Source organism: Bradyrhizobium sp. SZCCHNS3016 (genome assembly GCF_032484535.1).
Classification (GTDB): Bacteria; Pseudomonadota; Alphaproteobacteria; order Rhizobiales; family Xanthobacteraceae; genus Bradyrhizobium.
The window spans coordinates 471,205-483,688 of the sequence record NZ_JAUETE010000003.1; the positions used below are offsets into that span (position 1 = coordinate 471,205).

General features: G+C 65.3%; 6 protein-coding genes. 3 read left to right on the top strand and 3 right to left on the bottom strand.

The window, feature by feature from the left end; all coding sequences use genetic code 11:
* Positions 1 to 106 precede the first annotated feature (106 nt).
* Both ppdK and QW881_RS09665 read left to right on the top strand, forming a co-directional pair.
* Positions 107 to 3,070, top strand: coding sequence for a pyruvate, phosphate dikinase (gene ppdK / locus QW881_RS09660; protein WP_315757067.1), 2,964 nt, complete (start codon positions 107 to 109; stop codon positions 3,068 to 3,070).
* A gap of 438 nt (positions 3,071 to 3,508) precedes the next feature.
* Positions 3,509 to 4,990 carry a cell wall hydrolase gene (locus tag QW881_RS09665; RefSeq protein ID WP_315757068.1) on the top strand — a complete coding sequence of 494 codons (1,482 nt, stop codon included), beginning with the start codon at positions 3,509 to 3,511 and terminating at the stop codon, positions 4,988 to 4,990.
* A gap of 4 nt (positions 4,991 to 4,994) precedes the next feature.
* On the opposite strand, the gene QW881_RS09670 is transcribed toward QW881_RS09665, so the two are convergent.
* From QW881_RS09670 to QW881_RS09685, 3 genes are all read right to left on the bottom strand, one after another.
* Positions 4,995 to 7,340, bottom strand: coding sequence for an ABC transporter substrate-binding protein (locus tag QW881_RS09670; RefSeq protein ID WP_315757114.1), 2,346 nt, complete (start codon positions 7,338 to 7,340; stop codon positions 4,995 to 4,997).
* Positions 7,341 to 7,492: 152 nt separating this feature from the next.
* Entirely contained in the window at positions 7,493 to 8,386 is an 894-nt protein-coding gene (locus tag QW881_RS09675; RefSeq protein WP_315739970.1) for a hypothetical protein, read from the bottom strand.
* 850 nt (positions 8,387 to 9,236) lie between these two features.
* The gene (locus tag QW881_RS09685; protein ID WP_315757069.1) at positions 9,237 to 10,835 is read right to left on the bottom strand and encodes an L-aspartate oxidase; all 1,599 of its coding nucleotides are present in this window, start codon (positions 10,833 to 10,835) and stop codon (positions 9,237 to 9,239) included.
* A gap of 357 nt (positions 10,836 to 11,192) precedes the next feature.
* On the opposite strand from QW881_RS09685, the gene QW881_RS09690 reads away from it, so the two are divergent.
* Positions 11,193 to 12,440: an MFS transporter gene (locus QW881_RS09690; protein ID WP_315757070.1), complete on the top strand. Its 1,248-nt coding sequence runs from the start codon at positions 11,193 to 11,195 to the stop codon at positions 12,438 to 12,440.
* The last annotated feature ends 44 nt before the right edge of the window (positions 12,441 to 12,484 follow it).

Here is a 12,484-nt window from a genome sequence, read left to right on the forward strand (position 1 = left end):
CCCCAGGCTCTAGTCCCAAGGTCGGGAACCCCCGAGCTTGCGCCGCGGCGCCCAAAGTGGTGTAAGGCGCGCGATTTCTCCTCCCATTTGCGGATCGAAGCACCTCATGGCCAAAGCGGTAGCGAAGTCTAAGAAAGTTACAGCGAAATCAAAGCCTTCCAAGCCGGGCAAGGCCAAGACCGCAGCACTCGCTCCACCGCGCAAGGCGCTCAAGACGGCGTCGAAGCCCGTTGCCAAGGCCCCGGCCAAGGTCGCGCCCAGGTCTGCACCGAAAGCGCCAGTGAAAACCGCTCCGAAGAAGCCGGCCAAGACGGCTGCCAAGCCGGTCGCCAAGGCTGTGAAGGCGTCGGCTGCGAAGGCCCCGGCCAAGAGCGCGGTCACCGCGATCAAGCCGAACAAGTGGGTCTACACCTTCGGTGACGGCAAGGCCGAAGGTAAGGCCGGCCTGCGTGACCTGCTCGGCGGCAAGGGCGCCAATCTGGCCGAGATGGCCAATCTCGGCCTGCCGGTGCCTCCGGGCTTCACCATTCCGACCTCGGTCTGCACCTACTTCTACGCCAACGACAAGACCTATCCGAAGGAGCTGCAGTCGCAGGTCGACAAGGCGCTCGACTACATCGGCAAATTGACCGGCAAGAAGTTCGGCGATCCGGAGAACCCGCTGCTGGTCTCGGTGCGCTCCGGCGCCCGCGCCTCGATGCCGGGCATGATGGACACCGTGCTCAATCTCGGTCTCAACGACCAGACGGTGGAAGCGCTGGCCTCGCTGTCCGGCGATCGCCGCTTCGCCTTCGACAGCTATCGCCGCTTCATCACGATGTATTCGGATGTCGTGCTCGGCTTCGAGCACCATCATTTCGAGGACATCCTCGACAGCTTCAAGGACACCCAGGGCTATCAGCTCGACACCGACCTGAGCTCCGAGGACTGGGAGATGCTGGTCGGCAAGTACAAGGACGCGGTCGCGCACGAGACCGGCAAGGACTTCCCGCAGGACCCGCACGACCAGTTGTGGGGCGCGATCGGCGCCGTCTTCTCATCCTGGATGAACACGCGCGCGGTGACCTATCGCAAGCTGCACGACATTCCGGAATCCTGGGGCACCGCCGTCAACGTCCAGGCCATGGTGTTCGGCAACATGGGCGACACCTCGGCCACCGGCGTCGCCTTCACGCGCAATCCTTCGACCGGCGAGAGCAAGCTCTACGGCGAGTTCCTGATCAACGCGCAGGGCGAGGACGTCGTCGCCGGCATCCGCACCCCGCAGGACATCACCGAGGACGCGCGTCAGGAGTCGGGTTCGGACCGGCCGTCGATGGAAGTCGCGATGCCCGACGCCTTCCACGAGCTGACCCGCATCTACACGCTGCTCGAGAAGCACTACCGTGACATGCAGGACATGGAGTTCACGGTCGAGCGCGGCAAGCTGTGGATGCTGCAGACCCGCAGCGGCAAGCGCACCGCCAAGGCGGCGCTGCGCATCGCGGTCGAGCTCGCAAATGAGGGCCTGATCTCGCAGAGCGACGCCGTGCTCCGCGTCGATCCGGCCTCGCTCGATCAGCTCCTGCATCCGACCATCGATCCCTCCGCCAAGCGCGACGTGGTCGCCACCGGCCTGCCGGCCTCGCCGGGCGCGGCATCCGGCGAGATCGTGTTCTCCTCGGACGAGGCCACCAAGCTGCAGGCCGACGGTCGCAAGGTGATCCTGGTCCGCATCGAGACCTCGCCGGAGGACATCCACGGCATGCATGCCGCGGAAGGCATTCTCACGACGCGTGGCGGCATGACTTCGCACGCCGCCGTCGTCGCGCGCGGCATGGGCAAGCCCTGCGTGTCCGGCTGCGGCACCATCCGCGTCGACTACGGCCGGGGCACGATGAGCATCGGCTCCCGCACCTTCAAGACCGGCGACGTCATCACCATCGACGGCTCCGTTGGCCAGGTGCTGGCCGGCCGCATGCCGATGATCGAGCCGGAGCTGTCCGGCGAGTTCGGCACCCTGATGGGCTGGGCGGATGCCGTGCGTGAGACCGGCGTGCGCGTCAATGCCGATACGCCGGAGGATGCGCGCACCGCGATCAAGTTCGGCGCCGAGGGCATCGGCCTGTGCCGCACCGAGCACATGTTCTTCGAGGAGACGCGCATCCGCACGGTGCGCGAGATGATTCTCTCCGAGGATGAGCAGGAGCGTCGCGCCGCGCTCGCCAAGCTGCTGCCGATGCAGCGCGCCGACTTCGTCGAGCTGTTCGAGATCATGAAAGGCCTGCCGGTCACGATCCGGCTGCTCGATCCGCCGCTGCACGAGTTCCTGCCGCACACGCAGGCCGAGGTCGAGGAAGTCGCCCGCGCGATGAACACCGATCCGCGGCGCCTGGCCGACCGCGCCCGCGAGCTGTCGGAGTTCAACCCGATGCTCGGCTTCCGCGGCTGCCGTCTCGCCATCGCCTATCCGGAGATCGCCGAGATGCAGGCGCGCGCGATCTTCGAGGCGGCGGTCGAGGCCGAGAAGCGCACCGGCGAGGCCGTCGGCCTCGAGGTGATGGTGCCGCTGATCGCGACCAAGGCCGAGTTCGACCTGGTCAAGGCGCGCATCGACGCGATGGCGCAGGCCGTGATCCGCGAGACCGGCGCCAAGCTGGAGTACCAGGTCGGCACCATGATCGAGCTGCCGCGCGCAGCGCTGATGGCCGGCCAGATCGCGGAGGCCGCCGAGTTCTTCTCGTTCGGTACCAACGACCTGACGCAAACGACCTACGGCATCAGCCGCGACGACGCCGGCAGCTTCCTCGGCGCCTACGTCGCCAAGGGCATTCTCGATATCGATCCGTTCATCTCGATCGACCGCGAGGGCGTCGGCGAGCTGGTCAAGATCGGCGTCGAGCGCGGCCGCGCCACGCGACCCAACCTCAAGGTCGGCATCTGCGGCGAGCATGGCGGCGATCCGGCCTCGGTCGCGTTCTGCCACAAGGTCGGCATGAACTACGTGTCGTGCTCGCCGTACCGCGTGCCGATCGCGCGCCTCGCCGCTGCGCAATCCGCGCTCGGCAAGGAGATCGCGAGCCAGGCCTGATCCTGCTGCGATCGATCTGATCTGACGAAGGCCGGCACATGTTGCCGGCCTTTTTCATTGGTGAGGGTTCGTCGCGAGGCGGCGCGCACGTGACGCAAGGTGCACTTCTTCTCCAGCACTGCCGTCATTCCGGGGGCGCTCCGGAATGACGAGTGGAGAGAGCGAACGTTGCAGTTCCGATGGAACACTCCGCCTCATGATGTGCAGATGATTTTCATTCACCGCATCTGTTGACTGAATGTTCACCGTTCTCGTCGGTGCGCTGTTTACCAAGCATCTCGATCGCTCGGCGCTCTGCAACTTCCCCGCTTGCCTGTTTCACAATTGCAACGCGGATTAACTCCTCGGCAACCTAAACCCGATACGAAGAGAGAAGATCGAATTGCACGGAAGCACTGTTGTTCGGTCGATCCAGTAAGCGTTGCGTTGAGCGTATCGATGTTAGTTCTGCGTCCCGATCCGAAGGGCGCGCGATTTGCGTCCTTCGGACTCGGTCTCTGCGTCTTCGCTCTGATGCCGACAGAGACCGGGTATCAAGACATCGCTTCTCTGCTCGCCCGCCAGCCGGGCGTCGCCGAACGCTGGCAGAAGCGTGTGTTCTCGGCTGCGGCCTCCATTCAGCTCGCCACCTATAGTTTCGGTCGTCCGATCGGAACCTCGGCGCCGCAGGCGGTGAGCATCCGCCTCGCAAGCCTCGATGGGCGCGATCTCGACATCACCGGATCGACGCCGCGCAATCCGGCGCTGCAGGTTCCGCCGCGCTATCAGGCCTCCGATTTTCCCAAGGTCGATCGCACGCTGAAGGGCGATCGACTCGTCGTGCGCCCCCCGACGCCGTCGGCGCAGCCGACCGAATCGGCCGCGCCCGTCGAGCCTGCGCCCTCCGAGCCTGCACCCACGCCCTCGACACAACCCAATTCGAACTCCTCGGTGTTCGGCGCCAAGACGACGGAAGCACCGGCGCAGGCGCCACTCCCGCAGCGTTCTGCACTCGATCCCGAATTGCAGGAGGCACTGAGCGCGCCGCCGCTCGTGCAGTACGACGCGGCGAAGTCCGAGATCCAGCCATCGGGCGAACTGAAGCCTGCAGCCGACCAAATTCTGGCAGATGGCGCCGTCAGCTATGACGGCCTCACCATCAAGACCTCCAATCTCTATTTCGGCACGTCGTCGTTGGGCGTTGCCGCCGGAACCATGGAGACATGGCTGCCGGGCGAGGCGCCGCTGATCGTGATGCCGGATACGGACCTCAAGCCGATGGCGGTGCTGTCACATCCGGCCGACGATGCCGCCAAGGCCGGTGATGGCGGCGAGAGCATCGCGCCGAAAGGCGAGGTCAACACCGACAATCAGCGCGACAGGACTCCGGCCGAACGGTTGGGCCTCACGGACGAGAAGGCGCGCTTCAAGTCCGAGAAGTGCCTTGCCGAAGCGATCTATTTCGAATCCCGCGGCGAGGCGGTGCGCGGCCAGATGGCCGTGGCGCAGGTCGTGCTGAACCGGGCGTTCTCCGGCTATTATCCGACGACGGTGTGCGGCGTCGTCTACCAGAACAAATACCGCCACTTCGCCTGCCAGTTCACCTTCGCCTGCGACAACAATCCGGATGTGATCCGCGAGCCCGAGATGTGGGATCGCGCCAAGAAGATCGCGAAGGCCATGCTGGACGGGCTGATCTGGCTGCCGGAGGTGGGCAAGTCGACCCACTATCATGCCTATTGGGTGCGGCCGTCCTGGGTCGCAGAGATGAAGCGCATGTACAAGTTCGGCGTCCACACCTTCTACCGGCCGAAGAAATGGGGCGACGGCAGCGACGCGCCGAGCTGGGGCACGCCGCAGCAGACCGCGGCCATTTCGGCCGAGCTCACCGAGGCCGCCAAGAGCGAGGCCGAGAGCAATCCGAACTGGACGCGGCGCTAATCATCTAGCGACGCGTCGCATTCCACTCGAGAAAGCGGCGATACAACTCGGTCTGGCGCGCCTGGTCCGGCGGCGTTGCGGCCGCCGGCTTTGCCGTGACAGGAATGCGCGGGGACGGTGCGGCGGCCGCGACCGGCTTCGACGGTTTAACGGTGGCCGTAGTGGCCGCCGGAATCCGTGTCGTCCCATCGAGCCATTCCTGCGCGGCCCGGAACCTGGTCCAGCCGGCGACCGGCGCGCGCGGCGCCATCTCCTGCCATTTCGGATGGAAGGGAGGCCGCTGCAGCTGCGACATGCGCGAGAACAGCGACTCGACCAGCAGCGACAGCCGGCGATCGCGGTCGCTTCCTGGCTGCCAATTATACGACGCCAGGATTGCCTCTGCTGCGATCGTTTCCACCGACTCGGAATTGGAGATCAGGTTGGGGTAGTCGTCCGCGGTGAGCTTGGATGGAAGGTAATCCTCGCGCAAGGTCTTGTCGTAGCCGACCGGGACGAGATGCAGATTGGCATCCGTGATCTGGCTGAGCCAGGGCACCGGCTTGCCGTCGACCGCAATCATCGCGTCGATCTCCCCCTTGCGCAACATTTCGAGCGCGATGCGCGGCTCGATATAGAGCAGATGCGGCTTGATCTCGAGCCGCTCGAACACGTTGATCGCGGTCACGAAGGTGCTGCCGTCCGGCAGGTCGACCGCAACGGTCTTGCCGTCGAGCTCCCGCATGGTGCGGATCGATCGCGGTGCCAGAACATGCATTTCCTCGTTGAACATCTTGGTGACGTAGACGAGCTGATTGCGGATGTTGCTCGCGAAGTCCTTGCGTTCGAGATAGGACAGCGTGTCCTTGCGCACGATTCCCACGTCGACGCCCTTGAGCATGAGGATGTCGGCCACCGCCTGAACCGAGCCGCTGCCGAGGACCGGCATGACCCGCAGGTTGATGCCGTCATTGAGGACCGAGGCGACGTCGGCGCCCATCTGGGAATAGGTGCTGCCATACGAGCCCGTCATCAGGCTCACCGTATTGGCGTTGAGCTGGCTCGCGAGGTCCCGCTTGGCCGACGCATAGCGGAAGATCGCCTTGAAGGAATCGCTGACCGCACCCGGGTCGATTCCGCTGCGCACCGGCCCGAACCGTTCCCAATGGCCATCGACGAAACGCTTCATCTGCATCTGCTCGATCGGCGCGTGGTCGCTGGCGCTGGTATTGGCGACGATCCCGGGAATCAACATGGGAATTGGCGTCCCCTTCAAGGAACGCGCCTGCCTCATGATGTTGTCGCGGGAGAAGTCGTCGCCGCAATTGCGCAGGACCGCAACCATCAGGTTGGCAAGCGCGTAGCCCACGATTCCCAAGCTGTTGTTCTTGCTGATTGCAGGCGCGTAGCGATCCATGAACGCGGACCACTCGGCGAAGCCGGGATCGCCGCCCTGCACACCGCCCTCGTACAGGATGGTGGCGGAAAGCAGTCCTTCCGCGTTCTGCAGGCCTGCAGGCTGCAGCACGGTGGCAACCGAATCCGAAACCGTGGGGATGATGTGCTCGGGTCTCCAGCCGAGCTCGGCGAGGCGGCGGATCGCGAGCACCGTGAATTTCGGGGTGCTGACGTCGACCAGGATGTTGGCTCCGGCGGTCTTCAGCTTCGCGATCTGCTGATTGATGTCGGCATCGGTGACCGCGTAAGCCGCTTCCGCGACGATCGGCAGCTTGCCGCCGAGCCCGTCCTTCAAACCCTTCAGATAGTCCTTGCCGAACTCGTCGTCTTGATAAAGCACACCGATGCGCGTGCCACCGGCATGTTGCTCGAGCAGATATTGCGCGTGAATATGAGCTTCAATCTGGTAGCTGGGTTGCGCTCCCATGGTCCAAGGATAGTCGCGAGGCTGATCCCAGATCGAGGCGCCGGAGCCGACGAACAATTGCGGTATCTTGTTCGCGTTGAGATAAGGCCGCACCGCCGCGCTGGTCGCTGTTCCAACGCTCGCAAAGATGACGTCGACCTTGTCTTCCTCCACCAGCCGTCGTGTCAGCTCCACCGTCTTCTGCGGATTATAGCCGTCGTCATAGGAGATGTAGGTGATCTTGCGGCCCCTGATCCCGCCCTCGTCATTCACCTTCTGGAAATAGGCGGAGATGACCTTGCTCACGCTGCCGTAGGCGGCCGCCGGCCCGCTGTAGGGCGTCGTATTGCCGATCCGGATCTCGCCCTCGGCAGCACGCGCCAGGCCTGGCACGGCGGCAAGCACGAGGAGCAAGGCCACGGTCGGAGAACCCGGCGCGCCAAGCAGCCGAGGACCACGGGGCGCCGACGACAAGGCCGGTTGCAACAGACGATCAAACATTCCCATCATGGACCTCATCACGCAACACAACACTTTGCGGGGACGCGCGTCGCCCGCACGACACCATCGACCAGGATCCGGCGGTCCGCGCCCCGCCGCAATTCCTGCGCAGCGACCGGCGTGAGACCGCGCTGGATCACCCGGTTTCGAAGCTCGGGTCACTCGAGCCGCCGTCGAGCCTCGAGTGACCCGAGTTCGGCGGCTCTCGCGTACCAGGCGCGGGCCTTGGCCGGATCGGGCGCGACGCCAACGGCTTTCAGGTTGGACAAGATCGCGGGGTCATAGGTGCCGGCCAGCGTCAGTGATGCTTCGGCGTCCGCTTCCGCGACATGCGCCAGGATCAGGCGGGCACTCGCAACGTCGCCCGCGCCGATGAGATCGCGTCCGCGCTTCAGCATTTCGCTGATCTCGTTCTTGGTCAGCGCAGACGCGGCCGCCGGTGCAGGGCTCCTGGTCGCGATGGTCCGAGATGCTTTCGGCGGAATTGACTGCGGGGTCTCGCCTCCGCCCGGAGCCGGCTTGACGATCGGGACCGACGCCACGATCGAATCGGCACGTCCGATCGTGTGCGCCGCGGCGTCCAGCGATGCTTGTCCGTCATCGGATTTCGATTTCCCCGCTGTCCCGAAGTTTCGGGGAGACGATGAAGCGGTCGCTTCAGACTTCGTAACTGTTTCAATGTTCGGAGCCTGCATGATGCGCACCGCAAAGAACGCGAGGCACGCAAGCGCGGCCACTGCGGCACCGAACCGGAAAACAGAATCGAATTCGAGCCGTTCGGGCGGAGGTGGAGGCATCACGACGGGATCGAGTGAAGGGATCTGCCAGGATCGGTCCGCTTCTGCTGGCGCCATTGGCATCGGCGCATCGTCAACCGCTGAAGCGGTTTGCCACCACGGCCGGGAGAGATCGGTGGCCGCATCCTCATCAGGCGCAGACGTCGCATGCGCGAGGCTGTTGGACAAAGCGGCAGGCTTTGCCGGGCGCCAACGTTCGCTCTGCGCATCACCCACGGTGATCCGCGATCCGCTACTCCGCAACAAGGAACTCATCCTCAACTACTCCTGCGGACACGCGCCATCGCGTCGCCCCGCAACACTCCCTGGACCGTTTGGCGCCTTTCTGCTCGGCGACTCGGCTTCCAAACCGGCGGCGAGACCGATGACCGAATCTATGGCCATGCCAAGCGGTGAATCGGCGATCTGGCAGCCGTGAGTTCCCATTTCCTCGTCAGCAGGACGGACAAAACGCGCGCTACTACTTGAGCACCGCTAAATTTCGACCATCTCTTTTTCTTATTTGTACAGGTTCTGCGGTTCTTTTGCCGAAATCATGGCGAACCTGTCCAGCCATTTAGTTGGTGCTGGTAAATGCCGTCGGCGCCGGGGCGCACGAGATAGTGCGGCGGCGTCTGGCCGAGAACGATCTGAAGCCATGGCGCAGGAGCATGTGGCGTATCCCCATAGATCGATGCGAATTAGTCGCGCGCGTAGAGGATGTGCTCGATCCGTGCGGCGAGTCGCATCAGCGTCAGCCGGTGATCTGCTTCGACGAAAGGCCTCGTCCAACTCATTGGCGAGGGCCGCTCAGATCGTGCGCGTGATGACTACGAGCACCAGCGCAACGGTACGGCCGATTTGTTCGTCCAGCGCCCGCGGATCGATGGATGCACGCGGCCGACACGGCACGCACTAATTACATCGTGCCTGCCCCCAAATACCGGCGAGGCAGCAAATAACAACGAGTCGTAATATCTGTATTGGGCGACGATGGCTGCTTCGTCATGAGCACCGTCATTCCGGGACAAGGCCGCAGGCCCTGAACCCGGAATGACGGTGATCACGAATGACGGTGAAAACGCGACTGCCGAGCTCCGTCGTGACGCAGTCGGATCAGCTCTTGCTACGCGCTCAACGGCCGCGACTGCCGCGCCGTCGGCCGTGCCGCGAGCTCGTCGGCGATCTCGCGGGCAGCGGCCAATGTGGTCATCGTCCGCTGCGCGAAGCTCGGATTCTCGGCCGGGCAATCGGCGCGGCAATGCGCGCCGCGGCTCTCGCGCCGGCTCCAGGCCGCGGTGGCGATCAGCAGCGCAGCGCTCGCCATGTTGCGCAGCCTCGGGCTGCCGGCGTCGCGCTCCATCCTGGCAATCGCGGCGATGGCCTCCGCCAGCCGCTCCTCGTCGCGAATGACGCCGAGCTGCGCCGTCATCGTCTCGCGCAGCGAGCTCGCCGCAGCGCCGGCACAGGGGCCGGCCGGATCGGCGAACGCAATGTCCTGTAGCGTGGAGGGCGCGGTGAACGTCCGGCCGGAGATGTCCTCGGCGATCCGCTGGGCGAACACCAGCGCGGCGAGCAGCGCGTTGCCGGCGATGTGGTTGGCGCCGTCCGTTGCCGTCGCGGCGACTTCACCCGCCGCCCAAAGCCCCTCGATCGAGCTGCGGCCCTGCGCGTCGACCGCGATCCCGCCCATGTGGAAATGCGCCGCCGGCGCCACCGGAATCGGCTGCCGGGTCGGATCGAGCCCCGCAGCGGTACAGACCCGGTGCAGCATCGGATAGCGCCCGGCGACGTCGTCATCGAGCACGTCGCGCGCATCGAGAAAGGCGCCGCGTCCGGCGATGATCTCGGCCATCACGCCGCGCGCCACCGTGTCGCGCGGGGCAAGATCGACCAGCGGATGGCGCGGCAGCATGAAGCGCTGGCCGCGCCGGTTGACCAGGATGGCGCCGGCGCCGCGCAGGCTCTCGCTCACAACCGGCGCCGGATCGTGACCGGTCATCATCGCGGTCGGATGAAACTGGACGAACTCCGGATCGGCAATGACCGCGCCGGCGCGCGCAGCGATGGCGAGGCCGATGCCGGTGGCGTGCGGCGGATTCGTGGTCGCCGCGAACAGACGGCCGATGCCGCCGGTGGCCAGCACGATTGCCGGCGCCGGGATCAGCACCGGCGCGGCCGCATCGTCGTCGGTCGGCCGCAGTCGCAGGCCACGCACCGCGCCGTCTTCCGTCAGCAGCGCGTCGGCGACATGGCCCTCGATGATGCGGATCGAGGGCGTTGCGCGCACGGCTTGAGACAGCGCGGTGATGATCGCTTGTCCGGTGAAGTCTCCGCGAACGCTGAGAATCCGTCGCGCGGTGTGCGCAGCCGCACGAGACGTCGCCAGCCTGCCGCTGTGATCACGATCGAACGCCACGCCGAGGCGGACCAGGTCCTCGATTGCAGCCGAAGCGTCGCGCGCGAGCGCCAGCGCAGCCGTCGCGTCGACCAGGCCGCCACCCGCAGCGATCATGTCGGCGGCATGGGTATCGGGGCTGTCGCCGGATGAAACCGCTGCGGCGATGTCGGCCTGCATCGTCGTGCCGAACGAGGCCTCACCCAATGCGGTCGCGGAGATCAGCGTGACCGGCTGCGGTGCGAGCTTCAGCGCGCAGAACAGCCCGGCAACTCCGGCACCGACGATCACGACGTGGCCGGATGTCTCGATCTGATCGTGGTCCATGTGATGTCCAAATTCCACATTCCGTGCGCATGTGTACCGCGGTACCTGTTAGTTCTTCTTCAGAGACTTCCTTCGCTGTTTATCGGTGTTTGGCGACAAATAGCGGCTGTTCTGAAGGTCACTCCCGCACAGGATGAATCGTCGTTTGCGACTCGCGCATCAGGACGTTTCACGCCGGGACAAGGACGCATGAGCGAGTTCCGCCGCGGGAACTCGCTTCGGATGACACGTACTCATGGCTGGCTGCCGCATCGAAATTTTTCATGGCTGGGTTCCGCTTTTGAGCTTGGGAGTTCAATGCAAATGCATTAATCGGAAGGGCGCGGCGGACAGCGACCGCGGCAGGGGAGGACACGGATGTCGGTACAGGCAGGCGATCTCGGCACGGCCTCCCGCAGCCAGAGCTGGCGTACGCCGGTCGTCATCATCGTGTGCGGCTGCGCGATTGCGCTGCTGAGCTTCGGTCCGCGCTCCAGCCTCGGCTTCTTCGTGCAGCCGATGAGCCGTGAATTCGCCTGGGGACGCGACGTGTTCGCGCTTGCGGTGGCGGTGCAGAACCTGTTGTGGGGGCTCGGTCAGCCGCTCGCCGGCGCGATCGCCGATCGTTTCGGCGTGATGCGCGTGATCTGTGTCGGCGCGCTGCTCTATGCCGGCGGCCTGCTGATGATGCGCTATTCCAGCTCGCCTCTGTCGCTGAACATCGGCGCCGGCGTACTGGTCGGCTTCGGCCTGTCGGGCTGCTCGTTCAATCTCATCCTGTCGGCGTTCAGCAAGCTGTTGCCGCCGGAGCGCCGTGGTGTCGCGCTCGGCGCCGGCACGGCGGCCGGCTCGCTCGGCCAGTTCCTGTTCGCTCCCTTCGGCGTCGCGCTGATCGACCAGTTCGGCTGGCAGAGCGCGCTGATGGTGTTCGCGACGCTGATGCTGTTCATCGTGCCGCTGTCGCTCGCCGTGGCGACGCCGCCGGCGGCCGAGGCCAAGCCGTCGGAGGCCGAGCAGCAGTCGTTCACGACCGCGCTGATGGAGGCGTTTGGCCACCGGTCCTACGTGCTGCTGGTGCTCGGCTTCTTCACCTGCGGCTTCCAACTCGCCTTCATCACCGTGCACCTGCCGGCGTTCCTGGTCGATCGTGGCCTGTCGGCGCAGGTTGGCGGCTGGGTGATCGCGGCGATCGGCCTGTTCAACATCATCGGCTCGCTCAGTGTCGGCTGGCTGCAGAGCCGGCTGCCGAAGCGCTACATCCTGTCCTTCATCTATTTCACCCGTGCGCTGGCGACGCTCGCCTTCATCTCGTTCCCGGTCACGGCGGCCTCCGCGATCGCCTTCGGCGCGGTCTCCGGGCTCGCCTGGCTCTCCACCGTGCCGCCGACCTCGTCGCTGGTCGCGATCATGTTCGGCACCCGCTGGCTCGCCACGCTCTATGGCTTCGCCTTCGTCAGCCACCAGGTCGGCGGCTTCCTCGGCGTCTGGCTCGGCGGCATCGTGTTCGAGCGCTACGGTTCCTATACGCCGATCTGGTGGCTCTCGATCCTGTTCGGCGTGCTGTCGGCGCTGATCAACCTGCCGATCGTTGAGAAGCCGGTCGCGCGCGCCGTTCCCGCGACCTGAGTTGCGCGGCCGACCCGATCGGCTAAACATGGCGTGAGACAAAG